The organism is Salinivibrio sp. MA351, assembly GCF_001996065.1.
Taxonomy (GTDB): domain Bacteria; phylum Pseudomonadota; class Gammaproteobacteria; order Enterobacterales; family Vibrionaceae; genus Salinivibrio; species Salinivibrio costicola.
Genome location: NZ_MUFG01000002.1, coordinates 122688 through 149466 on the forward strand (window position 1 = coordinate 122688; position 26779 = coordinate 149466).

Below are 26779 nucleotides of genomic sequence, written 5' to 3' on the forward strand. Positions count from 1 at the left end.
CGTGTACTCGGCCAGTTAGCCATTGAAGGACCATGATAATGAAGAAAATCACTCACGGAATCACCGCAACAGCACTTGCACTCACGACGGTATTCGCAAGCGGCGTCCATGCCGAAGATAAGGTGCTCAATCTTTATAATTGGGCAGAGTATATGCCCATGGATGTCATTGAAGCGTTTGAAGAAAAATACCAGGTTGATGTGAACTACTCGACATTCGAGAGTAACGAATCCATGTATGCCAAGCTTAAGCTGCTAAACAGTGAAGGCTATGATCTGGCGTTTGCCTCAACCTATTTTATTGAGCGCATGATCAACGAGGATATGCTCGCTAAAATTGATAAAAGCCAGATTGGTCATTTTGACCAGTTACGCCCAGGCTTGCTCGGCCAATCATTTGATCCAAAGAATGACTACTCGCTTCCTTATGTTTTTGGTGTCACGGGTATTAGCTACCACAGCGATTACATCGACGGTAGCAAAGTGACAAAATGGGCAGATTTATGGCGCGACGATTTTCGTGGCCAAGTCATGCTGCTGAATGATGTGCGTGACGTGTTTGGGATGGCGTTAAAAGCCCAGGGCCATAGCATTAACAGCACCGATGAAGCGGAAATTAAGCAAGCCTATCAGTCCCTACGCGATCTGCGTGATAACGTGGTGGTTTATAACTCCGATGCGCCACACGTCCCGTTTATTACAGGCGAAGTCAATATTGGTCAGCAATGGAATGGCAATGCCCATATGGCTCAACAAGAGATCGATGGAATTGAGTTTGTCTATCCGCAAGAGGGCGCGATATTATGGATGGATAATTTTATTATCCCGAAAAACGCTGAGCACAAAACCTTGGCGCACCAGTTTATCGACTTTATGTATCAGCCTGAAAACCAAGCAAAATTAGTCGAAGAGTTTGGCTACCCCGCCCCCAACACTGGCGCCGCGGAGTATTTAGATGCCGATCTACGAGAAAACAAAACGATTTTCCCGTCTGATGAAGCCGTCAATAACGGTGAATTTACTGATGATGTTGGTGAAGCGGTGAAGATCTACCAAAAATACTGGCAAATGCTGAAAAGCTAAACAGTGACGCTTTCCGAGCTTACGCCAACCGTAGGCCCTCGCTGATAGAGGGCCTTTGATGATAAGGATGTTGCCTGATGATTGATTTTCGTTCTGACACAGTGACTCAGCCTGACGAGGCGATGCGAACGGCGATGGCGAATGCCCCCGTCGGCGACGACGTGTATCGCGATGATCCTAGCGTCAATACACTAGAAGAGTGGGCCGCTTCACGCCATGGCTTTGACGCTGCCCTTTTTACGGTCTCTGGAACCCAAGCCAACCTACTGGCCCTAATGGCCCATTGTGAGCGTGGTGATGAATATTTATGTGGTCAACAGGCCCATAATTATAAGTATGAAGCCGGAGGCGCCGCCGTATTAGGCTCGATTCAGCCCCAACCGATAGACAATGCCCCAGACGGCAGCCTTCCCTTTGATAAGCTCGCAGCTGCAATCAAGCCAAACGATTTCCATTTTGCGCGAACGAAACTCTTAAGCTTAGAAAATACCATCGGCGGTAAAGTTTTACCTTTATCCTACCTGGCCGAGGCGCGCATTTTTTGTGATCACCATAAGCTGCAATTACACCTCGATGGCGCGCGCGTTTACAATGCGGCAGTCGCGTTAGGCGTCGATATCACCGCCATCAGTTGTCACTTTGATTCAATGACCATTTGTTTATCCAAAGGACTTGGCGCCCCCGTTGGCTCTCTTCTTCTTGGTTCTCAAGCCTTTATCAATAAAGCAAGGCGTATACGGAAAATGCTTGGTGGGGGGATGCGCCAAGCGGGGATCTTAGCGGTTGCCGGTCAGAAAGCACTCAATGAAAATGTTGAACGCCTGGCTCAAGATCATGCTAATGCGCAGTACTTAGCGAGTGAATTGCATCAACTTGACGGCTTTTCAACTGACGCTTATCCGGTCCAAACCAATATCGTCTATGTCGATATCGCCGATACGATCGAGCGTACACGGCTTCAAATGCGGCTGATTGAGAAGGATATTCGTGTCACATTCAGTGGTCATCCCGCTCGTTTGGTGACCCATAAAGACATCAGCCGTGAGGATATCAATACCCTTATTCGTGCCATAGCCGACTCTCTTTAGCCGCTATCATCGAAGCGCTGACCTTCTTCCTTCGCGATAAAATCGATAAAAAGCGGGCACATTAGCCCGTTTTTTGTTTATAAAATAACCAGCCAATGTAAAACTGTGACCCTATCATCGCTTTCTCCACCAAAGTCACTAAAACAATCACTTACAGTCGCTACACTAAAATCAGTAACGATTAAACGCCAATACGGGGACAGCCATGGCTCTCACTCAGCTCACCAGCGATCGCTTGTATCGTGAATCTAGCTTGAAACACAGCGACATTACGTCAACCAAGCATCTTGCGCCACTTGACGAAATTGTCGGTCAAGATCGTGCTCGCCACGCCGTTGAATTCGCGATGTCAATTAAAGAAAAAGGTTACAACATTTACGCCATCGGTCAGAACGGACTCGGTAAACGCACCATGATGATGCGCTACCTTAACCAACACTGGCAGACTGATTCACCCGTTTATGATTGGTGCTATGTTGCGAATTTCCAAGAAGCACGTTCACCACAAGTCCTAAAACTCCCCGCGGGAAAAGGTAGTGAATTAAAAAAGCATATTGAACAGCTCATGGGTAAGCTCGCCAATGCCCTGCCAATGGCGTTTGATAATGAAATGTACTACCAACGTGCGGAAACCTTAAAAAATCAACTCACTGAGCGGCAACAAACGATTCTGCAAGGCTTAAGTGAAACCGCAGAAAAAAACAGTGTTAGTCTTTCTATCACGCCACAAGGGGATTATCAGTTCGTTGCCCTTAACGGTGAGGAGCCACATACCGAAGACACCTTTGATGCTTTATCACAAGATGAACAGATGGCCTTCGGTAAAGTGATTGATAAGCTTGAGACTGAATTACGCGGCGTTGTTCGCCAATTGGGTGAATGGGAGTCAGAATACGCAGACAAACAAAAAGCGCTTGATGAAGACATTGGCCAAGAAGTGATTGCCACCCATATCGCGCCACTGAAAAAGACGTTCGCAGATCTACCCGAGATCATCACTTTTCTCGAGGCAATGCAGGCCGACATGCTGGAACACCTTGATATTTTTTTAGAAGACAGCGAAGAGCAAGCGGCACTCGCCTACGCGGCGTTAGATAAAAAGCTCCCTCGCCGTTATCAAGTCAATGTATTAGTTAGCCAACACGACGCGCAAGCCCCCATCGTGGTCGAAGACAGCCCCAGCTATCACAATTTATTTGGCTATGTTGAAAACGCCACCTTTAAAGGCACGGTCTTCACTGACTTTTCTCTCATTCGCGCCGGCAGTTTCCATCGCGCTAATGGCGGTGTGTTGATGATGGATGCCATCAAAGTGCTCGAAAAACCTTACGTATGGGAAGGCATTAAACGTGCCTTGAGCAGTCGTCAGCTCAGCGTCAGTGCGCTAGAGCGAGAGGTAACCCTCAGCGGAACCGTGTCACTCGATCCGGCCCCCATTCCACTTGATCTCAAAATTGTTTTATTTGGCGATTATCAAACGTATCAGCTTTTACAACGCTACGATGCAGAATTCAGTGAGCTGTTCCGGGTCACAGCAGATTTTGAAGATGACATGCCGCGAACAGAGAGTACTGAGCACCAATACGCCAAATTTATTTCCAGCATTATCCATGATGGCAACCTGTTACACTGTAGCCGCAGTGCTATCGCTCGTATTATCGAGCACAGTGCACGACAAGCGGAGGATCAAAACCGTTTGTCGCTTCATTCAGCTGACATCGCTAACTTATTGCGCGAGTCCAATTACTGGGCCACGCAAGCAAAAGCGAATACCGTTGGCGCGCTGCATGTTGAAAAAGCCCTTGCCAGTCGAAACATGCGGGTAAGCCGCTTACGAGACAGCATGATGCAGAATGTAGAAAACGGGGTAACGTTGATCAACACCCAGGGAACGGCTCTCGGCCAGATTAACGGCCTGTCAGTGCTCAGCACCTCTGACTACAGCTTTGGTTTACCCAATCGCATTACCGCGACCACCGCGTTTGGCGAAGGTGAAGTACTCGATATAGAGCGTAGCGTAAAACTAGGCGGGCGTATTCACTCAAAAGGGGTAATGATTTTATCCGCGTATCTTGCCACGCTTTTGGGTAAAACCGATAAGATCCCGCTAAAAACGCATCTGACCTTTGAACAATCGTATGGCGGCGTCGACGGTGATAGCGCCTCCATGGCGGAATTTTGTGCGATTTTCTCGGCAATGACTGAGGTGCCACTGCGCCAAGATATCGCCATCACAGGATCCATGAACCAATTTGGCGAAGCACAACCGATTGGCGGTGTGAATGAAAAAATCGAAGGCTTCTTTGACGTCTGCACACTCAAAGGGCCAAACCACCAACAAGGGGTAATTATTCCTGCCGCCAATATTCAGAATCTGATGTTGCGCAAAGATGTGGTGCTGGCGGTTGAAAAAGGCGAATTTCATATTTATGCCGTTTCGCACGTCAGTGAAGCACTCTCGCTTTTATCAGGAGAGAAAGCGGGCTTCGGCCCCGAGGGTAAAGCCCCCAACGGACTATTGACCATCGCGATGGATAAACTGAACAATCAACGCGATGCACATCGTACTTCCGCAAGTTAAAGATAGCGGCCAACACTGGCCGCTTTTTTCTTCTTAGCTCACATCAGGATCGTCACTTCTCATTGTGGCAGCAATCACGTTATTGACTTTCACCATAGCTTGATCCGACGCAAAAAAAATAGCGACCTTTGCGCGTAATATGCAATGAAAACCATTCTTATTTGGATCTCGCATTATGAAACTGTCAACGCTTGGTCGCGGTCAGTCCGCGCGTATTACCAGTGTCCATCATGTGCCCGCTGTTATCCGTCACCGCCTTGCTGTTATGGGGTTAATCCCGGGCACCGCGGTGGAGCTGGTTCGGCGAGCACCGCTTGGAGACCCATTACAAATCCGGCTCGATAACGAACAACTCGTCGTTCGTCGTGACGTTGCCAAATTGATTGATGTGGAGACACTGTAATGGAAAAAAAACGCATTCTTCTTGCCGGTAACCCAAACTGCGGCAAAACCACATTATTTAATGCGTTAACCGGCTCTCGCCAAAAAGTCGGTAACTGGGCTGGTGTCACGGTTGATAAGAAAGTCGGCCAGCTCACGTTCAATCAAACAGCGAACGACAATACAGAGTGTGAAATTACCGATTTACCCGGTTTATACGCCCTAAATGCAGGCTTTGATGCCAGTCTAGACGAACAAATCGCGACGTATTCAATTGATAGCCACGACTGTGATGCGATCATTAACGTGCTAGACGCCAATAGTCTTGAAAGAGGACTGTACCTTACCTTGCAATTACGCGAGCGCGGTGTCCCGATGATAGTGCTGATCAATAAGATGGATCGGTTAGATCGCAACGGACAACAGCTCGATATCGGGAAGCTACAAGAATGGCTTGGTTGTCCCGTGCTTACCGTTACCGCATGCCAAGCCGACAGTGTGGCGACTTTCCGCCATCAGCTCGCCCACATGATGATGGAACTTCCGCATTGCGACGCCATGCAGTTAAACTATGGTGAGCATATCGAGGCATGGATCCAATCTCATCTTGGCGCCCCGTTTGCAGGCTCGGCAGCGGCACAAGTGAATCAACGCGCCCATTTGCTTGAGTGCCTAGAGCGAGATCGTTTGCCCGATGGCAATGATACGTCCCTACAAGCGTCATTTTCCCAGGCTTGCCAATCGCTGGCCGGAGAAGATACCGACATTCTTATCGCCGATACACGCTACAGCTATATTCGCGATCTGGTACATGACACACGACGCGAGCACCGCCATTTAAGCCGCAATAAAACCGAAAAACTCGACAAGGTGATCCTCAATCCTTTTTTATCGCTGCCTATTTTGCTTGCCGTACTCTATGCCATGTTCGTATTTGCCATCAATATTGGCGGCGCCTTTATCGACTTTTTTGATATCGCCGCTGGCGCTGTTTTAGTGGATGGCACCCATCAACTATTAGATGGCATATTGCCCGCAGCGATCGTGACACTCGTTGCAGATGGTGTGGGTGGTGGTATTCAAACCGTGGCGACCTTTATCCCGGTGATTGCTGGGCTGTATCTTTTTCTCACCGTTCTAGAAAGCACCGGTTACATGGCGCGCGCCGCCTTTTTGCTCGATGGTTTGATGCAAAAAATTGGCTTACCGGGTAAAGCCTTTGTCCCCCTGATCCTCGGCTTTGGCTGTACAGTGCCTGCCGTCATGGCAACGCGCACTCTTGAGCAAATTCATGAGCGCAAAACCGCCGCAGCAATGGCCACCTTTATGTCCTGTGGTGCACGGCTCCCCGTTTACGCCTTGTTTGCCGCAGCGTTCTTCCCGCAAAACGGACAAAACCTGGTATTTGCGCTCTACTTACTTGGGATTGCAGCGGCCGTGCTCACTGGTTTGATTTTGCGCCACACCCTTTATCCAGGCCAGAGTGAAAGTCTGTTAATGACACTACCGGACTACGAGCTCCCCCGTATGCGCCACGTGTTGAGTCATACCTGGCAAAAGCTGCGCCGTTTCGTATTGGGGGCAGGTAAAACCATCGTCATTGTGGTAACCCTCTTAACTTTCTTTAACTCTCTCGGTACCGATGGCAGCTTTGGCCATGAAGATAGCGAGACATCCGTGTTATCGAAAGCGGCTCAAGTCGTCACCCCTGCTCTCTCACCCATTGGTATCGAAGAAGATAATTGGCCAGCCACTGTCGGCTTAGTGACCGGACTATTCGCCAAAGAAGCAGTTGTTGGTACCTTAAATAACCTCTATGCCCCAACCAATGCAGAACAAGACGAAGGCTCGATCAGTGATGCACTTGTTGACGCCGTTCAAAGCATTCCCGAAAACTTATTTGGCATTGATTACAGCGATCCATTCGCGATGAGCGTGGGAGAGATAGAAAACACCGAAGCCGCTGCGCAAGAGCAAGCAGTGAGTATGGCAACGTTTGACAATTTACACCGCCAATTCACGACGACGGCCAGTGTTATGGCTTATCTGATTGTGATCCTACTGTATACGCCCTGTGTTGCCGCGATAGGAGCCTATACCCGTGAGTTTGGCCGTCGATTTGCGCTATTTATCGCGGGATGGTCAATGCTCTTAGCTGTCAGTGGTGCCACACTGTGCTTTCAAGTCAGTCAAATCGGCGTGGCGACCACTCAGGCAACAGTTTATATTGTCAGCCTTTCTGCCCTACTGATTACCGTGATCGGCGTAATGCGTTATGTTGGTCGCCATCCTCATTGGTTTAAGGAGACCTATTATGATCCTGCAAAAGCTCAAAGCCAGTGTCACTCAGGCGGGTGTCATTAGTCGAGAAGCGCTTGCAAAAGAGTATGGCCTCAGTCCCGACGGGGTTGAGGCCATGATGGAGACTTGGATCAGGCGGGGCACGATCATCCGCCAATGTACTTGTCACGATCAGCAAGAGGTTCAATACCGTTTAGCGCATCATAACGAAATACAATGCTTGAGTATGGTATAGCGAGACATACAAAAACGGCGACCATTAAGGTCGCCGTTTTGCTTTGTAATGGTGCCCCGGGCCGGACTTGAACCGGCACAACGCGAACGTCGAGGGATTTTAAATCCCTTGTGTCTACCAATTCCACCACCAGGGCACGCAATTTTTTTTCAGCCGCTTACGCCACTGTTTTTAATTTGGAGCGACATACGAGGTTCGAACTCGTGACCTCGACCTTGGCAAGGTCGCGCTCTACCAGCTGAGCTAATGTCGCTTTGGTTGCGGGAGGCGGATTTGAACCACCGACCTTCGGGTTATGAGCCCGACGAGCTACCAAACTGCTCCATCCCGCGTCCGTATTGTACTAGCCAGAGTTCTATGGAGGCGCGTCCCGGAGTCGAACCGAGGTCCACGGATTTGCAATCCGCTGCATAGCCACTCTGCCAACGCGCCTTCGCGCTTCACCTCTCGGCTAAGTGGTTTGAATTCTACATAAGTTTTTCTGGCTGTCACGTACAAATTATCGTTTTTAGGTTTAACCGTCGATTATTTATCCAAACATCGCATTAACACCCTTTTATTGATCATAATTCGTCCGAAACATGAAGATAAACACGATGAAAGTACCGCAATAAAAAAGTCGCCGATCCGCAGATCGGCACGCGCGCCTTAAAAAGGAGATCAAACAGCAGATAACAGGCGCTCACGTTCATCTTCTTCAATCAGTTTCCAATGCCGGCCTTGTTGCGCCCCTGCCAATTTCCAAAGCAAACATAAATCAAGATCGTTACCATGCGTCACTTGCAAACGACGAAAAATCTCTTCCGGCGCCATGCTGTAAAATGTGGAAATATCTTCTACCCCCGACTTTTTCAACATCCGCTCTATCGTCAAACGCAGGTTAGGGAGATCGCGCAAACGACGGTGATGTCCCCCAGCTTTATATGCTCTATCATTCAGCGCATGATCGCGCGACGCCTTAACCAACACCGCCAGTTCAACATCGTCCTCAATAAAGAGTGCGGTCACATCATAATAATTCACAACCGCAGACGAGCTTTTCTTCACGTGAACAAACTTTTTGCACCCTTTATCAACCAACGCATCAGTTACTATGCCGCCACCACGCAGATAAAATCGCTTATCGGTGAGTAGCGCAAACATCGCATCCTGATGGAAAAACCCAGTACCACCAAACATTGAGCGCTGCTCCATCTCGCCGAAAGTGTTTAAAAAACATGTCACTTGGGTTTTTAATTGCTTTTTCATCAAGGGCTCCTCCTATTAGCAAGTGATTAATAATGGCAATAGCATTTTTGACTGATAAATTAATTATTTTGCATGTTTATTTGCGCAAAGAAGAGTGCATCAAATTGATATGAAATACTATGCATTTGATCACTCATCCCCATAAAGACCACTTTCATATTGTGGAATATGTCGCATTTATGACACGTATTTTCATCAGCTTAAAAAAGTCTTTCCATTGAGAAAGCTTTATCCATCGCACTACAGTGCGCTAAATTAGGAGTAAGCCAGTCATGAGTAGGGAGCCGGTATGTCGATACACCCTTTGCTGATTGAAACCAATCATTTATTACCAGGTGGCGTAAACACGTATATTGTGTCTGAGGCTTTCTACTTAGACGCACTCCCACAAGCAGGCGAGCCACCGCGATTACTTGTGGCCATGATAGATATGGACGAAATCAGCCCCCAGGCTCCGTCGACTCCGCGTCCTTCCACGATTTCCCCGATTGTGACACTTTGCCAAGTGGCTGATTTTAATCGCCATGATCCCCAGCAGATCGCACTGACATTACAGGGCATTGAAAGTGTCAAGGTGGAGGCTATCGAACGAGGAGAAAGGGATATTGACTTGGCACGGCATACTCCGTTGCCGATATGGCGACGTCAAACCGTTCCTGAGCCCTATCACTATCTGAGTGACAAGCTAAAACAATACTACCGTTCCAATCCTGGGTTGCATGACCATTTTCAGCTGACCCAATATGACGACATAGGTTGGGTCTGTTTACGCTGGTTAGAGCTGCTTCCCATTGAGGTTAAGCAAAAACAATTGTTACTTTCACAGCCTAACGCCTTATTCGTTGCCGAATTTATTGATAAACTATTGCGTTATCCGCTTACCGACCCTGAATAGGCGCGAGTTTGCTGTTTAAACCATGACCAAAGACGCCATCAGGCGCACTGATTCGATCAAAGGCGGTTCTATTTTGCTTTTGGCCGCATTACCATGCCGTCTGGTGACAAACACTATCGGGACTTATGGATCATCTGTCATTTTTCTGGGTCTCACCGGATCGCGATAAATATTTGCGCTCCCTCGAGACCGAATTTTATAAACGCGCTGTCGAAACCGTTCGCGTTAACCGCCTCTCTCTTCCCCCTTTACCGGACGCCATTCTGTCCATACAGCACGCCAGCAAGCAGCCTGAAACCACGATGCGAGATATTGCTACCTTGTTGATGGAAGATCCTAGCTTGTGCGGCGCGGTACTCAAAGCGGCAAATTCCGCCCTTTTTGCGCCGAGGGCAACTGGACAATGCAAAGATGTTCAAACCGCCGTTTCACGTCTAGGGGTCGACCGTGTTTTAGGTATTATTACCGCAGCGGCCATTCACCAATTGAAAAGCGATGCGACGTTTTCTCACGACTGCAACGCGCTTTTGAAGCAAAGTGCACAGAAGTCGCGTGAATTTGCCGCGGCAATGGCGTTAGTGACCCAAACCATCAGACATTATTGTGATGAGCCGCTATCGGTCGAACCAGAAAAAGCACTGATTGTCGGTTTACTGGCCGACATCGGTTTATACAGTATGATTGGTGAGTTCCAGCGTTTTATTCATGAAGGTCACTACCTCCAATTTGATATTGCCGAGCAAGTCTTTTTTGCGCTCGCCGGCGATTGTAGCCGGTTAGTCCTGAAACAATGGGCATTCGATCGCGATTTTATTGAAGTGGCTATCAATAACAAGCTATACACCAAACCGCGTCCTGATATCACCTATCTTGATGTGGCAAGAATGGCGAACCACTTATTGATGTTTCGCAACCACGATGACGCGATTGAAGAGCATGAAGTAGAAATGACCGCGCCAGGCGCCGAGGCGTTATACGAACTCTCCAATCTGGATGATCGCGAGTTTTCACGTCAACTCAACCGTGTTATCGACGCCACGAGCATCTAGTCGGATGCAAACGTTTGATGCAAACGTCTCATACTAAACCCGCTGCATACTCCCTCCGCTAGCAAGTAACTAGAGTGGCTCTGATGTTGAAGGCGCAAGTCACTCTGGTCTGATTTTATTGACCTGCCTATTAACTGATTGATAACCTCGAAGTCCCTTTCTTAACACCGAGCATCATCTAATGTTTTCAGGGATGTTATTTATCTTCGCGCCACTTATCGTTGGCTACTTGATCCCACTCAAGCAGCCCCGCCATGTTCATACCGTGAATACGCTGACGATGCGATTGGTCATGGTTATCCTGGTGTTAATGGGGCTTAGCCTCGCGGGCTTAGACAACCTCGGCCAACATATCTCCACCATTTTGCATTTTGCCGCCACTTTCTTCATTTGTATTGGCGCCGCTAACCTTTTAGCGCTGCCAATTCTCGATAAATGGATGCCGACACAAACGCAAGGTCACCAATATAAGCTGACGTTACGTGGCATGATGTCTGAATCTGGAAAACTGATCGGCGCGGTCGCCACAGGTTTAATCGTTGGTCTACTGTGGCAACAAGATCTCTCTTGGGTCGACGCCGCCAGTGAAGGTATTTTGTTATTGTTGCTATTACTGATTGGCATCCAGCTACGCAATAGCGGCATGACGCTAAAACAAATCATCCTCAATAAGCGTGGTTTGATGATTGCCGCACTGGTGGTGGCAACGTCTTTACCTGGGGGGTTACTGGCAGCTTGGTGGTTGGGTATTCCTTATCACCATGGTTTAGCGATGGCCTCTGGGTTTGGCTGGTATTCTTTAGCCGGCATTTTAATGGGCGATGGCTTAGGCCCTGTCTATGGTGGCGCCTCGTTTATTCTCGAGTTAGGACGCGAGCTTGTGGCGATTATGATGATTCCAATATTGATTCGTCGCTATCCACTTACCGCCATTGGCTACGGCGGCGCAACCGCGATGGACTTTACTCTGCCGATCATTCAAAGCACCGGGGGTATCCGCTGTGTGCCGATTGCCATTGTCAGCGGGTTTATTCTCAGCCTCCTGGTTCCCGTCCTTATGCTCTTTTTTCTTTCTTTAGGCGGTTAATCACCCAGCCAGTGGGATCAAAAAAGGGGTAGCACCCGGCTACCCCTTTTGCAAAATGGATAATGGTAGCGCTTATTGCGCGCGCATCCAGTTGTCCATTTCAGTTCGTAGGTTGTCTGACTTAGTACCAAAGATAGCTTGTACACCACCTGATACTTTTACAACACCCGCTGCGCCAAGCTGCTTCAACTTCGCTTCGTCAACAATGTCAGTATCCGCCACAGAGACGCGCAGACGTGTGATACATGCGTCTAAAGCAGTAATGTTGTCTTTACCACCGAAAGCTGCGACCAAGTCACCCGCTAGTTCAGAGCCTGTCGCTGTCGATACATCCGCCACGGCTTCGTCTTCACGACCTGGGGTTTTCAGGTCAAGGGCGCGAATCACCACGCGGAAGACAATGTAATACAGCACACCATAACCAAGACCAAGTAGTACCAGAGTAGTCACGTTTTCAGCACGTGGCATCTGTACGATAAAGTCAATGAAACCGTTCGAGAAGGTATGACCGTGAACCACACCCAGTGCGTTCGTCAGCACATAAGCAGCACCCGCCATGATGGCGTGAATACCGTAAAGTACCGGTGCGATGAACAGGAACGAGAACTCAATGGGTTCAGTGATACCGGTCAGGAACGACGTCAGAGCGGCCGATGCCATGATACCCATGATTTTGGCACGGTTCTCTGGCTTCGCTGAGTGAGCGATAGCAAACGCAGCGGCGGGTAGACCGAACATTTTGAACAAGTAACCACCGGCTAACTGACCAAAGCCGTTACCTGCTTCACGCGTTACGTCGTTAGCGGTCAAGAAACACGTCATGATACCGTTGACTTGCTCACCGGCGTTGTTAACACAGCTACCTGCTTCATAGAAGAAAGGCACGTTCCAGATGTGGTGCAGACCAAATGGGATCAATGCACGCTCTACCACACCGTAGATACCAAAGGCGGTAACAGGATTTTGCTCTGCGGCCCAGTGAGAGAAGGTAGCGATCGCACCACCGATTGGCGGCCAGATCACAGACAGGATCACACCCAGAGCAATCGAAATAAAGCCGGTGATAATAGGCACAGAGCGTTTGCCGGCAAAGAAGCCGAGGTAGTCTGGCAGCTGAATCGTGTAGAAGCGATTAAACGTCCACGCTGCAACACCACCCGCGAGAATACCACCAAGCACACCTGTCTTGATCGTATCTACACCCATAACGGGTGCCATCACATCCAGCGTAGCCACCATGATGCCGTAACCGACAATAGCAGATAGGCCCGATACACCGTCGTTATTGGTGAAGCCAAGTGCCACACCTACCGCGAACAGCAAGGCCATTTGACCAAACACCGAACCACCCGCTTGTTCCATCATGTGAGAAATGATGTCTGGCATCCAGCTAAAGTTGGCCGCACCAACACCTAATAGTATACCTGCAACCGGTAGCACAGATACTGGAAGCATCAGCGCCTTACCGACTTTTTGCAGATTAGCAAAGAGGTTTTTTGACATAGTTCTTGCTCCTAACAAGGACGTTTAACAATTGTGTCTCTGAAGACAGACCTTTCGATTCCCCCCGCAAGAGGTCACACGATACAACAGGCGCCCAGAGAACAAACGATTTGTGATTATTGAACTCACCCAAACTATAAGGGGGGAATCAGTACCTTGCCTATCCGTAACGACTTTACTGATTAAAAAGTAAATATAGATCACAAACCGAACGGGTGACAAAAACAGCAAAAACAAACGTAAGATTATGATTAAAAATGACTTTTTACACTGACGACGGATAAAAAGACCGCATAAAAAAACAGCGACTTAAAAACCTCAAAAGTTATTTCATGTAACGAAAAATCTCAGGCGCTCGATAAACGTTACAATGGCCATTTTTTCTTTATTTTCCATGTAGTTATGAGCAAATTGCGCCAGATCAAATTTCGAGCTGCATTCAGTGCAAAGTAAAAACCTGAGGAAAAAACAACCGATTATTGACGACAGTATAGCCAAATCATCATCAAAACGACGCGCTTGATAGCGGTAAAAAGCCGCGCTTTTTGTCGTTATCATTCATGGGTACATTCAGGTAGGAAAAAAGCCCGATTGAACAATCGGGCGACGCGGATTATTGCGGATTCGCACTCGAAAAAAGCGCAAAAAAGTTCCGGCTAGTGATATCACACACCGTTTCAACAGACTCACCTTTTAACATCGCCACGTATTCGGCGACCTCTTTCACGTAAGCCGGTTGGTTTTGCTTGCCACGATGCGGCACCGGAGCCAGATACGGCGAATCCGTTTCGACCAGCAATCGTTCAAGCGGCAAACGCCGCACCACATCCTTTAGCTCCGTCGCTTTATTAAAAGTAACGATGCCAGAAATCGAAATGTAGAAGCCTAGCTCAATCGCCGCTTCTGCCATTTCATAGCTCTCTGTAAAGCAGTGTAGCACACCGCCTACACGCTCAGCGCCTTCCTCGCGCAAAATCGTCAAGGTTTCCTCTCGCGCGGCACGGGTATGAATAATCAGGGGCTTATTTAGCTCGACGGCGAGACGGACATGCTGACGGAAAATCGCTTGTTGCTGCTCGGCCAGTTCCGGTTGGTAGTGATAATCCAACCCAGTTTCCCCGATCGCGACCACGCGCTCATCCGCGGCCAGGGCTTTCAGTTGCTGATAGTCAAACCCATTTTCTATATCTAAGGGGTGAACACCACACGAGGCAAAAACATGAGGATAAGGGCGGATCATGTCTAGCATCGCCGGGAAACTATCCAATGTAACGCCAACAGAGAGAAAATAATCGACACCCCTTGCCTGTGCTTTATCCAGAACATCTTCCACATTCTGGTGCAGCGAATCATAGTCCAGTTTGTCGAGATGGCAGTGAGAGTCTATTAACACGTTATTCTCCAATCGATAATAGCCATTGGCTAAGTACCAATTCGGTATTTAGCCCAGTATGCGTTTGCAGCTGACGCTGCAGTTGATGTAATTGTCGCAATTGCGTATGGACGTGCTGAGTCGCCATCACATTCGCCACCTCAGCCACCAAGGCGTGATGATGGCGATGCAAAATAGCGTGTTTTGCGCCTTGTCGCCATTTGAGCACATCAAGTAGAAAATGGCTCAGCCAGTCCAGTGAGGCGGGATAGTGTGCGACCAACACCTCTGACGTGTCAAATAAGCCAGTACGGCTTTTTACGTAGGTCGCAAAGCCATTGATCACCGCATGATGATGATCGAGTCCTCCAGATTCAACAAAATCACGTGCTGCCAATGGCGCACCGCGGCAAAGCGTGACCGCATGATCAGGAACCGTGCGCTTCAACGCTTGCTCAATCCAATGCTTCGCGGTTTCGTTATCCGGCTGTGGCGCTTTCCAGACGCTGCATCGACTGATAATCGTCGCTAACAAGCTATCAAGTGACGCGGTTAGCAACACGAAGTAACATCCTTCTGGCGGCTCCTCTAATGATTTTAATAGTGCGTTAGCCGCGGCCTCACCGAGGTTTTCAACGCGCTCAATCACGATAAAACGGGCACCGCCTAGCTGCGACGTTTCCATCGCTTGACGTTGCACCTTACGCACCGCATCAATGCCTATCTGCTTACCGGGTTTTTCAGGCATCAACCAGTGCATATCAGGGTGATTACCGGCATCAAATAACTGGCAACTATGACAACACCCACATGCTTGGTCGGCCTGCTGCTTGCACAAACGCACCTTGGCCAAATGACTGGCCATTGCGCGCCGACCGCTTCCCGGAGGGGCAGCCAGTAATACGGCATGCGGAAAGCGTGCGGTCACTAACAGTTGCTGCCAGTGCGTCCATACCGTATTAAACCAAGGAAACACGTGCGGGGCGGGATGGCGCGCGACGACTGACTCACTCATAACGTTTTAAGTTGCTTAAGCCACGTCGATAACGCCGTTTTAATGCTGGCGGTCACCACCTCAAGCGGTTGACTGGCATCGATAATCACCACACTCGGATCCTGGTGCGCTAACGCCAAATAACGCGCGCGAGTGCGCTCAAAAAAGTCGATCTGCATTTGCTCAATCCGATCGAGCTCACCGCGGCCACGGGCACGCGCCAACCCCATTTCAGGATCAATATCCATATATAGCGTCAAGGCGGGAGCAAAGTCACCGAGGACAGTCGCTTTTAAGCTTTCTATTAGTGCAGTATCCATCCCGCGTCCACCGCCTTGATACGCTTGGGAAGACATATCATGACGATCGCCAATCACCCACTGCCCTTTTGCCAACGCTGGTTTGATCACGTTTTCAACCAGTTGAACACGAGCCGCGTATAGCATTAATAACTCGGCTTTATCTGTTAAAGGCTCCTCAGGGTGGCCTTGTTTTACCAAGGTTCGTAACTGCTCTGCAAGTGGCGTCCCACCTGGCTCACGCGTAGTGATCACATCATGAATGCCGGCATCGTGGAGTACCTGCTTCACTTGACTAATAGCGGTACTCTTACCCGCCCCTTCAAGGCCTTCTACGACGATAAAATGATTGTTCATTGATTTCTCAACACTTTTAGGTAATCACGCACAGCTCGATTGTGTTCGGCCAATGTCGTGGAAAATTGATGGCCCTCTTTGCCTGTCGCGACAAAGTAGTAATAGTCAGTATGTGCCGGTTGCGCGGCAGCCATGATCGACGCTTTACCTGGCATCGCAATGGGCGTGGGCGGCAATCCATTAATCACATAGGTATTATAGGGTGTCGGCGTACGCAAATCGCGCTTACGGATATTGCCATCATATTGCTCTCCCATGCCGTAAATGACCGTGGGGTCCGTTTGCAAGCGCATGCCTTTGCGCAACCGGTTAACAAATACAGAGGCCACGTTTTCACGCTCACTGGCAACGGCTGTCTCTTTTTCGATGATAGAGGCTAAGATCAACAACTCATAGGGCGTTTTAATAGGCAAGTCGTCGGCACGGTGTTGCCATGCTTTCTCGAGTGTGGCCTCCATGGCGCGCACGGCACGCTGTAACAGGTCAATATCCGTATCATTCACGTCGTACGCATAGGTTTCAGGCAGTAACAGTCCTTCCAACTGATCACGTGATACCCCGAGCTGTTCGGCAATGACCGCTTCACTGACACCCTCTAGTGTATGATCTAAGTGCGGTGCTGATTGCAGCTGCGCACGCCACTGTGCGAACGTGCTCCCTTCGACAAAAGTGATTGATGCCTGATACTGCTGTCCCGATCGGAGGGTGGTGAACACTTGCGCGAGCGTTTGCCCAGGTTGAAGTTGAAATGTCCCCGCTTGAACGCGGGTTAACTCAGGATACAGATGAGGGGCAAACTTGGCCCAGAGACTTGATGCCACCCAACCTTTGGCTTCAAATTGCCTTATAACGCGTTGATAGTGCGCACCAGCCGGCACAGTGAATAATTGAGGAGATTGAATCGATAAAGACGTCGCAACGAATGCTTTCGTCTGCCATATCACCACTGCAGCGGCCAGCACAACCAACGCCATTATCACGCTGATCCCCCCTAAAAGTCGCTTTTTTAGCACGCGTTTAACCTCTGTTGTAACACCCGAGTCAGGGTATGTGTGTTAAATGGTGTGTCGTTGATTGCCGTGACCGGCACCACTTTCATTAAGGTGTTGCAAATAAAGACTTCATCGGCCTGGTAAAGCGCCGTCTCATCGGTGCTCACCGTATGGCATTGAACATCTCCGACGCCCTCTATCACAGCCATCACTTTATCGCGCATCAACCCAGCCACACCGGCATACTGTAACGCCGGCGTATAAACCACTGGGCCACTACGCCAAAAAATATTCGCAGCTGAGGTTTCCACTACATGGCCAAACATATCGCTTACCACCAGGTCATCGGCTGTGGTGTCGGCGAGTGCCTGTTTGAGTAACACTTGCTCGAGCCGATTTAAGTGCTTTAGCCCCGCCAACGGTGAGGCGCCCAATTGAATGGACGTGGTTGCCAGCGAGATCCCCTGTTGCTGCCATTGGTGGTAATGGGAGGGAAAAGGATGCAGACTAACGATAACCGTCGGTGCCGTGCACCCTTGGGGGCTATAGCCACGCCCACCTTGACCACGGGTGATGATCACTTTCAGAACCTGCTCACCTTGAGCCTGTTGACAGGCCAAATCAAGGGTGTGCGCTAATAGGACCCAATCAACGTCTGCAATGGCTAAACGCTGACAGGTATCCTGGAGGCGAAGAAGATGTGCATCGCGATCGAGCAACACCTTGGAATACACATGACCTGTGGTAAAACAACCATCGCCAAATTGTAAGCCCCGATCGGACACCGCTATCTCGGTGCTAAGCTGTCCATTAACCCAATGCATGATTCCTTGCCACCTCACCAATAAAAACGGCCCGACAAATCGGACCGTTATTATATCAAAATCTCTCAATCAAAATCTCTCATCACGCAGCGCTCACTGCGCGTGTCATTAGATTTTTTTGAAGATCAAAGAGCCGTTGGTGCCACCAAAGCCGAATGAGTTACACAGCGCATAATCCATTTTTACATCGCGCGCATGATGTGGCACATAATCGAGATCGCACCCTTCATCAGCATTATCAAGGTTAATCGTCGGCGGTACAATTTGGTCAATCAATGACATCGCGGTAATGATCGACTCCACCGAGCCTGCCGCGCCAAGAAGGTGTCCTGTCATTGATTTGGTCGAAGACACCAAAACGCTATCCGCGGCTGCCCCCATCGCACGGCGCACGGCCTTACTCTCGGCGACATCACCCGCCGGGGTTGAGGTGCCATGGGCATTGATGTAGCCGATTTGCTCAGGCGTGATGCCTGCATCACGAATGGCAGCTTCCATCGCAAGTGCAGCGCCAGAGCCGTCTTCACTGGGTGATGTCATATGATACGCATCACCACTCATACCAAAGCCGACGAGCTCACAATAAATCGTCGCCCCGCGAGCTTTAGCGTGTTCATATTCTTCAAGCACCATCACACCGGCACCGTCGCCGAGGACAAAACCATCACGATCTTTATCCCAAGGACGCGAGGCCGCTTGAGGATCATCGTTGCGAGTCGACAGCGCTTTCGCTGCAGCAAAACCACCGATACCCAGCTCTGTCGAGGCTTTTTCGGCGCCGCCTGCCACCATGGCATCGGCATCACCAAACGCAATCATACGCGCCGCATGGCCAATATTGTGTAGGCCGGTGGTACACGCGGTTGAAATCGAGATATTTGGACCGCGCATGCCATAGTTAATCGACACGTGACCGGCAATCATATTGACGATGGTTGATGGCACAAAGAAAGGGCTAATTTTACGTGGACCCTTCTCCACAAATGCACGGTGGTTCTGTTCAATTAAACCAAGGCCACCAATGCCCGATCCGATCGCAACACCAATACGGTGTGCATTGTGGTCGTCAACTTGCAGTCCGGAGTCTTTAATGGCTTGAACACTGGCCGCGATGCCGTATTGAATGAACAAGTCCATTTTTCGTGCATCTTTTTTCGACATGTAGTCTTCACAGTTGAAGTCTTTAACCATGCCGGCAAATTGAGTAGCAAAGGCGCTGGCATCAAAATGCTCAATGGCGGAGATACCGCTTTGCCCGGCTAGCAGAGCTTTCCATGAGGACTCAACTGAGTTACCGACGGGTGATAACATACCCATGCCAGTCACAACAACACGACGCTTAGACACGATGATATTCTCCGGAGAATATTAATTTGGATTGTAGAGTAGAGTAAAAAAAACACAGGCGGTCAAGGAGACCGCCTGGTAGGATTCTGAGATTACGCTGAAGCGCCGACTACGTAGTCGATAGCGGCTTGTACAGTCGTGATCTTTTCTGCTTCTTCATCTGGAATCTCTGTATCGAATTCCTCTTCAAGAGCCATTACCAGCTCAACGGTATCCAGAGAGTCCGCGCCCAAGTCGTCTACAAATGAAGCTTCGTTTTTCACTTCTGCTTCGTCGACACCTAGTTGCTCAATGATGATTTTCTTTACGCGTTCTTCGATGTTGCTCATATTAATACTAGTCCTTACAAGATTCGCAGATGCGATATGTGCTGTAGTTTATTCATTAATGTGGAAGTTGCAAGACCTCCACGGCTGGTCAAACCACGATTTGGGGACAAATCAATCGGAGTTTGACGTGTGTCATTCCAGATTGCAACGGTCTCGATCAAATCATGTACATGCCGCCGTTAACGTGCAAGGTTTCGCCCGTCATGTATGCGGCATCGTCTGATGCTAAAAAAGCGACCGTCGCAGCAATCTCTTTGGGATCGCCTAAACGTCCCGCGGGCACTTGTGCCAAGGTTGCTGCACGCTGATCGTCACTGAGGGCCTTGGTCATATCGGTTTCGATAAACCCAGGCGCAACGGTGTTAACGGTAATGCCACGCGCAGCCACTTCACGTGCCATGGATTTGGTAAAACCAATGACACCTGCTTTTGCCGCAGCATAGTTGGCTTGTCCCGCATTCCCCATCACACCGACGACAGAGCCGATATTGATGATTCGGCCGCAGCGTTTTTTCATCATCGCACGCAAGACTGCCTTTGATAAACGGAAAATCGACGTCAAGTTGGTATCGATGATATCTTGCCACTCGTCGTCTTTCATACGCATCAATAGGTTATCACGAGTGATACCCGCGTTGTTAACCAGAATATCAACATCACCAAATTCTTTTTTGATCGTGGCTAAAACGTCCGCCACTGAATCCGATGATGTGACATTCAGGGCCAACCCTTTACCGTTTTCACCGAGGTAGTCGCTGATCGCTGCGGCACCGTTTTCACTGGTTGCCGTCCCGATCACTGTTGCACCGCGCTCAGCCAAAAGTTCTGCCGTTGCTCGGCCAATACCTCGGCTCGCACCTGTCACCAGTGCTACTTTTCCGTCTAGTTTCATTCGGTTACCCTTTTAATTGATTCTGCCGACATCGGCCGGCAGTCACAGAATACTATTACCGCACAGTCACACTTAGGCTGTTGCTGACGCCAAGCTGGCGCTATCGTTAACAGCCGCACTGCTCAATGATTTGTTGATGCGTTTGGTCAATCCCGTTAGGACTTTACCTGGCCCAAACTCGAGAAGCTGCTCAACGTCTTCAGTCGCCATACGCTCAACGGTTTCCGTCCAGCGGACTGGACTATGCAACTGGCGCACCAGTGCTTCTTTAATGGCGGCTGGGTCCGTTGATGTCGCCACGTCGGCATTATTAATCACAGGAATGACAGGCACATTAAACGTGACAGATTCAAGTGCTTGCGCTAACTTTTCAGCAGCAGGTTTCATCAATGCACAGTGTGACGGCACGGATACCGGCAATGGTAGCGCCCGCTTAGCGCCCGCTTCTTTGCACAGTGTATTGGCGCGTTCAACCGCGTCTTTATTCCCAGCAATCACGACTTGACCGGGCGAGTTGAAGTTAACCGGCGAAACAACCTGATCTTGAGCGGCTTGTTCGCACGCCGTTGCGATAGCGTCATTGTCGAGACCAATAATCGCTGACATCGCACCGACGCCTGCAGGGACCGCTTCTTGCATCAATTGGCCACGTAACTCGACAAGCTTGATGGCTTCTTTAAAGTCCAATACCCCTGCACAGACCAAAGCTGAGTACTCACCCAGGCTATGACCCGCGAGTACCGAAGGCGTTGCACCACCTTGCGATTGCCAGACCCGCCAAATCGACACTGACGCCGCCAACAAAGCAGGCTGAGTGCGGTGGGTTTCATTCAAATCTGCCTCAGGACCTTGTTGAACCAACGCCCACAGATCATAGCCAAGCACCTCAGAGGCCTCTGCAAACGTCTGCTGAACCACACCATATTGTTCAGCTAACTCACCGAGCATACCCACGGCTTGCGAGCCTTGGCCCGGAAATACGATCGCTGTTTGAGTCATATTCGTTTCCTATTAGTTTAGAACCTGACCAGTGCAGAACCCCATGCAAAACCGCCACCAAATGCTTCGAGCAATACCGTTTGACCACGTTGAATGCGTCCATCACGCACCGCTTCATCAAACGCAGTCGGTACAGAAGCCGCTGATGTGTTGCCATGACGGTCTAGGGTCAACACCACTTGATCCATCGACATCGCGAGTTTTTTCGCGGTCGCTTTAATAATTCGGTAGTTCGCCTGATGAGGAACTAACCAATCAATGTCTGATTTTTCGATTTGGTTCGCCTGAAGGGTTTCCGTGACAATATTCGCCAGCTGCGTTACCGCCACTTTGAACACTTCATTGCCGGCCATATAGAGCCAGGCTTCATCCGATACATGGGATTGGCCCCGATCGGGATACTTCAGTTTCAAAAGCTCACCAAATTTTCCATCCGCTTTTAAATGGGTGGACAAAATACCATCTTGCTCATCGGCCGAAAGCACGACGGCTCCCGCACCATCGCCAAACAAAATAACGGTAGACCGATCCGCGGGATCGCAGGTGTGCGAGAGGCGATCGGCACCAATCACGAGGGCATGTTTTGCCAGCCCATTTTTAACGTACTGATCGGCCACACTCAACGCATACACAAAACCAGAGCATGCAGCGGCAATATCAAACGCTGGACAACCTTGTATCCCCAACATCGCTTGCACATCACAGGCAGCGGCTGGAAACGCACGTTCACCACTGGTCGTGGCAACAATAATGAGATCGATATCATGTTTGTCGATGGCGGCCATTTCAATCGCCTGTACGCCGGCTTGATAAGCCATTGAGGCAACGGTGTCTGTCGGTGCAGCAATGCGACGTTCTTTGATCCCCGTACGAGTCACAATCCACTCGTCACTGGTGTCTACCATTTGTTCAAGGTCAGCATTGGTGCGAACCTGTTCAGGCAAATAGCTGCCTGTGCCCAAAATCTTACTATACATGAAGACTACTAATGCCTCTCGAGAAGAACTGCCTCTAAACGGTCACTTATCTTAGTTGGGATTTGCCGTTCGACCTCGTGCACCGCTTCAAAAATAGCGTTTTCGTAAGCGGCGATATCTGCGCGTCCGTGGCTTTTTACAACGATGCTGCGCAATCCTAGCAAACTTGCGCCGTTGTACTGGTCGGGTTTCAGCTGTTGGAGTTGATTTAAAAGCTCAGAAAATAGCCATTTCGCGATCCAGCGCTTGATAGGATGAGGATTAAGGTGCGCTTTCACCTTATCGGTGATCAAACGGGCGACGCCTTCGCTGGTTTTTAATGCGACATTGCCAACAAAACCATCACAGACAATCACATCCGTTTCACCGGTGTAAATCTGGTCGCCTTCAACATAACCCGTGTAATGCACCGATGGGCTATGCAAAAGCAAGTCAGCACAACGACGCACCCAGTCATTCCCTTTGATCGCCTCTTCACCGATATTTAATAAGCCAACCCTTGGCGTACGGCCAAGCTCTGCTTCGGCTAACACCGCCCCCATCACCGCAAACTGGAAGAGCGTATCCGCGTCACAGGCCACATTCGCCCCTAAATCAAGCAACCATTTACGTTGATGATTGGCACCGGGCAGCGCAGTGACTAGCGCCGGTCGCTCGATACCGGGTAATAATTTCAAAAGGTATTTGGACAACGCCATCAAAGCACCGGTATTGCCGGCACTGACACACGCATCCGCCTCACCACTGGCGACGCATTCAAGCGCGACACGCATGGAGGTATCGGCGCTACGTCGCAATGCGGTAGACGGGCGCATATCATTAGGGATTACGTCCGGGGCATGGACGATGGATAGTCGGGGATGATGCTGGGCATTAAGTTGACGAAGCGACGCTTGGATGCGAGATTCATCGCCCACTAGCATCACTTTTAGGTCCGCAAAACGCGACAATGCCTGCACGGAGGCAGGCACTGTGACTTGGGGACCAAAATCCCCGCCCATCGCATCGAGTGCAATGGTTAGCCTAGTCAAGGGTCAACCTTACTTGTTGATAACCTTGCGGCCACGGTAGAAACCGTCTGCAGTCACATTGTGACGCAGGTGAGTTTCACCGCTGGTTTTGTCTACAGATACAGCTTGAGTACCCAGTGCATCGTGTGAACGACGCATACCACGCTTAGAACGGGTTTTACGGTTCTTTTGTACGGCCATTGACCCTACTCCTCGTTACTTTGCTTTAAGTTTTTTAGTGCGGCAAACGGATTTGGACGCTCATCAGCAAGTGGGATTTCCCCGAACACCATGTTGTCCGTACTGACTTTGCAGTCTGTATCTTCGTGCATGGCGACTTGTGGCAAGGCCACAATCAACTCGTCTTCGACCAATTGAATCAGATCAATCTCACCGTTTTCGTCGACTAATGCCGGCTCATAAGCATCCGGTAAATTGCCCACCTGGTCTTCATTGAAAACCGGGCTATAAACGAATTCAGTTTCATAGCGATACGAGAACGGCCCCCAACAACGTTGGCACTCAAGACTCACTGAAACGGCTGCTCGACCCGTTACAATTTTCAAGCCTTGGGCATCAATGTCGAATGAAAGCATGACCTCTGCATCACTATCGATGCTTTGGGTTGCCTCACCGAGGCGCAACAATCGCGACTTGTCTACAATACCATCGTAGTCGAGTTGCTTTTGGGCGCAACGGAACGGATCAACCGTCAGCGGTAGCTTTACCTTCTGCATAGGGCGCGAATATTAGCCTCCAAATGCGCTGGAGTCAAAGAAAATGTTACCTACGCGTCGCTGTTTAGGCTCGATAGCCACTCGGCCGGTTTGCCGACATCGCGCAAGTTATCTTTTCAGGTTAGACTGAGTGCGAACAATTAACAAAAATCGATCACGCGCGAGTCGTTTAGACACACTGGCGCGCTTAAAAAAGGAACGGTCATGCATACCACACAACCGCCAAAAATTGTGCTGGCATCAAGCTCCCCCTACCGCCAGGCCCTCTTAAAAAAGTTCGCCCTCCCCTTTTCGACTTTTTCACCTGCCATTGACGAAAGTCGACTCGAGAACGAACGCGCCACTGACTTAGTGGAACGGCTCGCACTCGAAAAAGCGATGGCCGGGATGCCGCTGTTCGATAACGCCATCATTATAGGCTCTGACCAAGTGTGTGTGATTGACGAGGAAGTCTTAGGCAAGCCGCATGAGCGAGACGTTGCTATTGAGCAGTTAAAGCGCGCCAGTGGCAAGAAAGTAACTTTTTACACGGGGCTGGCGGTGATTAATAGTGAAACCGGTGAGCATCAATCGGACGTTGAACCTTTTCATGTCGATTTCCGTGAGCTCACCGAGCAGGAGATTATCCGCTACATCGATATCGAGCAACCGCTAGATTGCGCGGGCAGCTTTAAATGCGAAGGCTTAGGGATTGCCCTCTTTAACGCCATGCATGGCCGCGATCCCAATACATTAGTGGGGCTGCCACTGATTCGGCTACGCGAGATGTTAGAGAAAGAAGGGATCAGGGTTATCTAAGTTTCAGCAATGGCGTGTATCGGGCAGATCTCGATACAACTTGCTTTCTAAAAAGGCAGAAAAATTTACCACAAGATCGCATGCATGACGAAAAACCAAGCTAGTCAAGCTGGTTTATACGCCAGCATACTGTGCGTATAAAATGTCTGCAAAATCAAGCTCATTAATTTCGCCTATGACAAGATCTCGCACAGCGTCAGCGAGAAGTAAATTGTCATGCGTTAGTTCAAAGTCATTGAGCGATAGATACTCCAGTGCAACCGCTAAACCAGTACGCTTATTGGCATCGGGAAGCGCGTGAGCTACAGCGATATGACACGTTCAAAGGGAAAGCTAATAATATCCATTACATATCAGCGAGCTTTTTAAAGGTATTAGAGTGTGTTCGTAAAGCCAGCTTGGTTTCTGACTTGACAATCTGACGTCCTAAAACACCCGATAAATCAAGACTTTTCTTGGCTTTGATTTTTGGCCTCTGTATTGCACCAACACCATAGGCCTCTAGTTTTCTATTCATGCCTTTTACTTCCTATACAATCTATTACTCAATAATCGCCGATAACATGGGGGACCGCAAGAAGCCGATTTAAGATTTAGCCGGTTGTAACCGGCGCGTGATCTATCAATGCGGTGAGGCTGTCCAATACAGCAACGGGACCAAAGGTCTTTAGGCTAGCGTGATCTTCAACGCCCCAGGTAACAGCCAACCGTGCCATATCCGCATTCACGGCTAATTGCATGTCATGGCCCGTATCACCGATCATAATCGCTTTCTCGCACGCGATGCCCGTCTGCGCTAACACTTCGTCTAGCATTTGTGGGTCAGGTTTAGATGCCGTTTCATCCGCGCAACGCGTCGCAACAAATAAATCCTGCGTGCCTGTCTCTGCCATAGCTCGATCTAAGCCTGCTCGTGATTTTCCGGTCGCAACCGCTAATTGAAAGCCTTGTGCTTTTAATGCCACTAATGTGTCTTTGACACCAGGAAAAAGCTGGCACGGTGTTGGATTATCGTGGACAAATTGCTGACGATAATGCGCAATCCAGCTCGGATACCAAGCCGGATCAGCGCCGGGATAGAGTAATTGATAGCCCTTTTCCAGACTTAAACCGATCATGGCTTGCAAGCGTTCAGGCGGTAACACTGGCAACTGACCGGTTAAACGTGCTGCCCTATCAAGGCTAGACACAATCCGCCCAATGGAATCCATCACCGTACCGTCCCAATCAAAAATCAGTAACGAATAAGAGGCAATGGCAGGATGCGGCTTTCTTATTGCCATATTTGACGCCGCATCACAATCAACAGTGGTCGGTGGTTCAATGTGCATTTTTACCTCGTGTTCTCAACACTTACTGTTGCAAGACGCAGCGACAAAATACTGCGTATTGACGATCTGGG

Annotated in this window: 28 protein-coding genes, 4 tRNA genes and 1 pseudogene; 10 read left to right on the plus strand and 23 right to left on the minus strand. The window is 49.5% G+C overall.

Annotation, left to right across the window (positions count from 1 at the left end; translation table 11 throughout):
* Nucleotides 1-38: 38 nt before the first annotated feature.
* The 6 genes from BZG78_RS01980 to BZG78_RS02005 all read left to right on the plus strand — a co-directional run bounded on the left by BZG78_RS01980 (nucleotide 39) and on the right by BZG78_RS02005 (nucleotide 7668).
* The gene (locus BZG78_RS01980) at nucleotides 39-1082 is read left to right on the plus strand and encodes a spermidine/putrescine ABC transporter substrate-binding protein (RefSeq protein ID WP_077660238.1); all 1044 of its coding nucleotides are present in this window, start codon (nucleotides 39-41) and stop codon (nucleotides 1080-1082) included.
* A gap of 80 nt (nucleotides 1083-1162) precedes the next feature.
* A complete protein-coding gene (gene ltaE / locus BZG78_RS01985) occupies nucleotides 1163-2170 on the plus strand; it encodes a low-specificity L-threonine aldolase (protein ID WP_242412974.1) in 1008 nt (335 codons plus the stop codon).
* Between the two features lie 205 nt (nucleotides 2171-2375).
* Entirely contained in the window at nucleotides 2376-4751 is a 2376-nt protein-coding gene (locus BZG78_RS01990; protein ID WP_021023135.1) for an ATP-binding protein, read from the plus strand.
* 175 nt (nucleotides 4752-4926) lie between these two features.
* On the plus strand, nucleotides 4927-5154 hold the full coding sequence (locus BZG78_RS01995; RefSeq protein WP_021023136.1) for a FeoA family protein: 228 nt from the start codon (nucleotides 4927-4929) through the stop codon (nucleotides 5152-5154).
* Nucleotides 5154-7496, plus strand: coding sequence for a ferrous iron transport protein B (gene feoB / locus BZG78_RS02000; RefSeq protein WP_077660240.1), 2343 nt, complete (start codon nucleotides 5154-5156; stop codon nucleotides 7494-7496). The genes BZG78_RS01995 and feoB overlap by 1 nt, the downstream gene beginning before the upstream one ends.
* Nucleotides 7447-7668, plus strand: coding sequence for a FeoC-like transcriptional regulator (locus tag BZG78_RS02005; RefSeq protein ID WP_158009972.1), 222 nt, complete (start codon nucleotides 7447-7449; stop codon nucleotides 7666-7668). The genes feoB and BZG78_RS02005 overlap by 50 nt, the downstream gene beginning before the upstream one ends.
* A 49-nt stretch (nucleotides 7669-7717) precedes the next feature.
* On the opposite strand, the gene BZG78_RS02010 is transcribed toward BZG78_RS02005, so the two are convergent.
* The 5 genes from BZG78_RS02010 to BZG78_RS02030 all read right to left on the minus strand — a co-directional run bounded on the left by BZG78_RS02010 (nucleotide 7718) and on the right by BZG78_RS02030 (nucleotide 8916).
* A tRNA-Leu gene (locus tag BZG78_RS02010) sits at nucleotides 7718-7804 on the minus strand.
* A 41-nt stretch (nucleotides 7805-7845) separates the two neighbouring features.
* Nucleotides 7846-7921, minus strand: a tRNA-Gly gene (locus tag BZG78_RS02015).
* Nucleotides 7922-7923: 2 nt separating this feature from the next.
* Nucleotides 7924-8000, minus strand: a tRNA-Met gene (locus tag BZG78_RS02020).
* 26 nt (nucleotides 8001-8026) lie between these two features.
* Nucleotides 8027-8100 (minus strand) — tRNA-Cys (locus tag BZG78_RS02025).
* Nucleotides 8101-8328: 228 nt separating this feature from the next.
* Nucleotides 8329-8916 carry a TfoX/Sxy family DNA transformation protein gene (locus BZG78_RS02030; protein WP_077461225.1) on the minus strand — a complete coding sequence of 196 codons (588 nt, stop codon included), beginning with the start codon at nucleotides 8914-8916 and terminating at the stop codon, nucleotides 8329-8331.
* Nucleotides 8917-9205: 289 nt separating this feature from the next.
* On the opposite strand from BZG78_RS02030, the gene BZG78_RS02035 reads away from it, so the two are divergent.
* The 3 genes from BZG78_RS02035 to BZG78_RS02045 all read left to right on the plus strand — a co-directional run bounded on the left by BZG78_RS02035 (nucleotide 9206) and on the right by BZG78_RS02045 (nucleotide 11947).
* On the plus strand, nucleotides 9206-9811 hold the full coding sequence (locus BZG78_RS02035) for an LON peptidase substrate-binding domain-containing protein (protein ID WP_077461224.1): 606 nt from the start codon (nucleotides 9206-9208) through the stop codon (nucleotides 9809-9811).
* 125 nt (nucleotides 9812-9936) lie between these two features.
* Nucleotides 9937-10860, plus strand: a complete 924-nt coding sequence (locus tag BZG78_RS02040; RefSeq protein WP_077660241.1) for an HDOD domain-containing protein — start codon at nucleotides 9937-9939, stop codon at nucleotides 10858-10860.
* Nucleotides 10861-11041: 181 nt separating this feature from the next.
* Nucleotides 11042-11947: a lysine exporter LysO family protein gene (locus BZG78_RS02045; protein ID WP_021023143.1), complete on the plus strand. Its 906-nt coding sequence runs from the start codon at nucleotides 11042-11044 to the stop codon at nucleotides 11945-11947.
* A 72-nt stretch (nucleotides 11948-12019) separates the two neighbouring features.
* Here BZG78_RS02045 and ptsG read toward each other — a convergent pair whose 3' ends face one another.
* The 15 genes from ptsG to yceD form a co-directional block, all read right to left on the minus strand.
* Nucleotides 12020-13450 (minus strand): PTS glucose transporter subunit IIBC, encoded by a 1431-nt coding sequence (ptsG, locus tag BZG78_RS02050; protein ID WP_077461222.1) that lies wholly within the window; start codon nucleotides 13448-13450, stop codon nucleotides 12020-12022.
* Between the two features lie 330 nt (nucleotides 13451-13780).
* Nucleotides 13781-14008 (minus strand): hypothetical protein, encoded by a 228-nt coding sequence (locus tag BZG78_RS02055; RefSeq protein WP_077660242.1) that lies wholly within the window; start codon nucleotides 14006-14008, stop codon nucleotides 13781-13783.
* Nucleotides 14009-14063: 55 nt separating this feature from the next.
* Nucleotides 14064-14843, minus strand: a complete 780-nt coding sequence (locus tag BZG78_RS02060; RefSeq protein WP_077660243.1) for a YchF/TatD family DNA exonuclease — start codon at nucleotides 14841-14843, stop codon at nucleotides 14064-14066.
* Between the two features lies 1 nt (nucleotide 14844).
* The gene (gene holB, locus BZG78_RS02065) at nucleotides 14845-15837 is read right to left on the minus strand and encodes a DNA polymerase III subunit delta' (protein WP_077660244.1); all 993 of its coding nucleotides are present in this window, start codon (nucleotides 15835-15837) and stop codon (nucleotides 14845-14847) included.
* Entirely contained in the window at nucleotides 15834-16472 is a 639-nt protein-coding gene (gene tmk / locus BZG78_RS02070) for a dTMP kinase (protein WP_077660245.1), read from the minus strand. Before tmk ends, holB begins: the two co-directional genes overlap by 4 nt.
* Nucleotides 16469-17485: an endolytic transglycosylase MltG gene (mltG, locus tag BZG78_RS02075; RefSeq protein ID WP_077660246.1), complete on the minus strand. Its 1017-nt coding sequence runs from the start codon at nucleotides 17483-17485 to the stop codon at nucleotides 16469-16471. The genes tmk and mltG overlap by 4 nt, the downstream gene beginning before the upstream one ends.
* Nucleotides 17479-18288: an aminodeoxychorismate lyase gene (gene pabC, locus BZG78_RS02080; RefSeq protein ID WP_077660247.1), complete on the minus strand. Its 810-nt coding sequence runs from the start codon at nucleotides 18286-18288 to the stop codon at nucleotides 17479-17481. Before pabC ends, mltG begins: the two co-directional genes overlap by 7 nt.
* 108 nt (nucleotides 18289-18396) lie before the next feature.
* Complete coding sequence (fabF, locus tag BZG78_RS02085; protein ID WP_021023150.1) at nucleotides 18397-19635, minus strand: beta-ketoacyl-ACP synthase II; 1239 nt, start codon at nucleotides 19633-19635, stop codon at nucleotides 18397-18399.
* A 92-nt stretch (nucleotides 19636-19727) separates the two neighbouring features.
* Nucleotides 19728-19964 carry an acyl carrier protein gene (gene acpP, locus BZG78_RS02090; protein ID WP_025673161.1) on the minus strand — a complete coding sequence of 79 codons (237 nt, stop codon included), beginning with the start codon at nucleotides 19962-19964 and terminating at the stop codon, nucleotides 19728-19730.
* Between the two features lie 157 nt (nucleotides 19965-20121).
* Nucleotides 20122-20856 carry a 3-oxoacyl-ACP reductase FabG gene (gene fabG / locus BZG78_RS02095; protein ID WP_021023151.1) on the minus strand — a complete coding sequence of 245 codons (735 nt, stop codon included), beginning with the start codon at nucleotides 20854-20856 and terminating at the stop codon, nucleotides 20122-20124.
* A 72-nt stretch (nucleotides 20857-20928) separates the two neighbouring features.
* Nucleotides 20929-21855 (minus strand): ACP S-malonyltransferase, encoded by a 927-nt coding sequence (gene fabD, locus BZG78_RS02100; protein ID WP_077660248.1) that lies wholly within the window; start codon nucleotides 21853-21855, stop codon nucleotides 20929-20931.
* A 17-nt stretch (nucleotides 21856-21872) separates the two neighbouring features.
* Entirely contained in the window at nucleotides 21873-22832 is a 960-nt protein-coding gene (locus BZG78_RS02105; protein ID WP_021023153.1) for a beta-ketoacyl-ACP synthase III, read from the minus strand.
* A gap of 8 nt (nucleotides 22833-22840) precedes the next feature.
* Nucleotides 22841-23863 (minus strand): phosphate acyltransferase PlsX, encoded by a 1023-nt coding sequence (gene plsX, locus BZG78_RS02110; RefSeq protein WP_077660249.1) that lies wholly within the window; start codon nucleotides 23861-23863, stop codon nucleotides 22841-22843.
* 9 nt (nucleotides 23864-23872) lie between these two features.
* The gene (gene rpmF, locus BZG78_RS02115; RefSeq protein WP_021023155.1) at nucleotides 23873-24043 is read right to left on the minus strand and encodes a 50S ribosomal protein L32; all 171 of its coding nucleotides are present in this window, start codon (nucleotides 24041-24043) and stop codon (nucleotides 23873-23875) included.
* A gap of 5 nt (nucleotides 24044-24048) precedes the next feature.
* Nucleotides 24049-24579, minus strand: coding sequence for a 23S rRNA accumulation protein YceD (gene yceD / locus BZG78_RS02120; protein ID WP_021023156.1), 531 nt, complete (start codon nucleotides 24577-24579; stop codon nucleotides 24049-24051).
* Between the two features lie 204 nt (nucleotides 24580-24783).
* Between yceD and BZG78_RS02125 the strand changes: the two genes are divergently transcribed.
* Entirely contained in the window at nucleotides 24784-25377 is a 594-nt protein-coding gene (locus tag BZG78_RS02125) for a nucleoside triphosphate pyrophosphatase (protein ID WP_077660250.1), read from the plus strand.
* Between the two features lie 114 nt (nucleotides 25378-25491).
* Here the strand turns inward: BZG78_RS02125 and BZG78_RS02130 are convergent.
* The 3 genes and pseudogenes from BZG78_RS02130 to BZG78_RS02140 form a co-directional block, all read right to left on the minus strand.
* Nucleotides 25492-25689, minus strand: a pseudogene (locus tag BZG78_RS02130) (type II toxin-antitoxin system death-on-curing family toxin); the annotation flags it as partial.
* 34 nt (nucleotides 25690-25723) lie between these two features.
* Nucleotides 25724-25894, minus strand: a complete 171-nt coding sequence (locus tag BZG78_RS02135) for an acetyltransferase (RefSeq protein ID WP_077461211.1) — start codon at nucleotides 25892-25894, stop codon at nucleotides 25724-25726.
* 76 nt (nucleotides 25895-25970) lie between these two features.
* The gene (locus BZG78_RS02140; protein ID WP_242412969.1) at nucleotides 25971-26708 is read right to left on the minus strand and encodes an HAD-IA family hydrolase; all 738 of its coding nucleotides are present in this window, start codon (nucleotides 26706-26708) and stop codon (nucleotides 25971-25973) included.
* Nucleotides 26709-26779 lie beyond the last annotated feature (71 nt).

Bases quoted from the DNA above. Each gene is read 5' to 3' on its own strand.
- BZG78_RS02055 (WP_077660242.1), bottom strand. From the start codon at position 14,008: ATGATAACGACAAAAAGCGCGGCTTTTTACCGCTATCAAGCGCGTCGT.
- acpP (WP_025673161.1), bottom strand. From the start codon at position 19,964: ATGAGCAACATCGAAGAACGCGTAAAGAAAATCATCATTGAGCAACTA.
- ptsG (WP_077461222.1), bottom strand. From the start codon at position 13,450: ATGTCAAAAAACCTCTTTGCTAATCTGCAAAAAGTCGGTAAGGCGCTG.
- tmk (WP_077660245.1), bottom strand. From the start codon at position 16,472: ATGAACAATCATTTTATCGTCGTAGAAGGCCTTGAAGGGGCGGGTAAG.
- BZG78_RS01990 (WP_021023135.1), top strand. From the start codon at position 2,376: ATGGCTCTCACTCAGCTCACCAGCGATCGCTTGTATCGTGAATCTAGC.
- BZG78_RS02135 (WP_077461211.1), bottom strand. From the start codon at position 25,894: ATGAATAGAAAACTAGAGGCCTATGGTGTTGGTGCAATACAGAGGCCA.
- BZG78_RS02045 (WP_021023143.1), top strand. From the start codon at position 11,042: ATGTTTTCAGGGATGTTATTTATCTTCGCGCCACTTATCGTTGGCTAC.
- BZG78_RS02005 (WP_158009972.1), top strand. From the start codon at position 7,447: ATGATCCTGCAAAAGCTCAAAGCCAGTGTCACTCAGGCGGGTGTCATT.
- BZG78_RS02040 (WP_077660241.1), top strand. From the start codon at position 9,937: ATGGATCATCTGTCATTTTTCTGGGTCTCACCGGATCGCGATAAATAT.
- yceD (WP_021023156.1), bottom strand. From the start codon at position 24,579: ATGCAGAAGGTAAAGCTACCGCTGACGGTTGATCCGTTCCGTTGCGCC.
- rpmF (WP_021023155.1), bottom strand. From the start codon at position 24,043: ATGGCCGTACAAAAGAACCGTAAAACCCGTTCTAAGCGTGGTATGCGT.
- BZG78_RS02105 (WP_021023153.1), bottom strand. From the start codon at position 22,832: ATGTATAGTAAGATTTTGGGCACAGGCAGCTATTTGCCTGAACAGGTT.
- feoB (WP_077660240.1), top strand. From the start codon at position 5,154: ATGGAAAAAAAACGCATTCTTCTTGCCGGTAACCCAAACTGCGGCAAA.
- BZG78_RS01980 (WP_077660238.1), top strand. From the start codon at position 39: ATGAAGAAAATCACTCACGGAATCACCGCAACAGCACTTGCACTCACG.
- BZG78_RS02035 (WP_077461224.1), top strand. From the start codon at position 9,206: ATGTCGATACACCCTTTGCTGATTGAAACCAATCATTTATTACCAGGT.
- BZG78_RS01995 (WP_021023136.1), top strand. From the start codon at position 4,927: ATGAAACTGTCAACGCTTGGTCGCGGTCAGTCCGCGCGTATTACCAGT.
- BZG78_RS02125 (WP_077660250.1), top strand. From the start codon at position 24,784: ATGCATACCACACAACCGCCAAAAATTGTGCTGGCATCAAGCTCCCCC.
- pabC (WP_077660247.1), bottom strand. From the start codon at position 18,288: ATGCATTGGGTTAATGGACAGCTTAGCACCGAGATAGCGGTGTCCGAT.
- holB (WP_077660244.1), bottom strand. From the start codon at position 15,837: ATGAGTGAGTCAGTCGTCGCGCGCCATCCCGCCCCGCACGTGTTTCCT.
- fabG (WP_021023151.1), bottom strand. From the start codon at position 20,856: ATGAAACTAGACGGAAAAGTAGCACTGGTGACAGGTGCGAGCCGAGGT.
- fabD (WP_077660248.1), bottom strand. From the start codon at position 21,855: ATGACTCAAACAGCGATCGTATTTCCGGGCCAAGGCTCGCAAGCCGTG.
- BZG78_RS02140 (WP_242412969.1), bottom strand. From the start codon at position 26,708: ATGCACATTGAACCACCGACCACTGTTGATTGTGATGCGGCGTCAAAT.
- BZG78_RS02030 (WP_077461225.1), bottom strand. From the start codon at position 8,916: ATGAAAAAGCAATTAAAAACCCAAGTGACATGTTTTTTAAACACTTTC.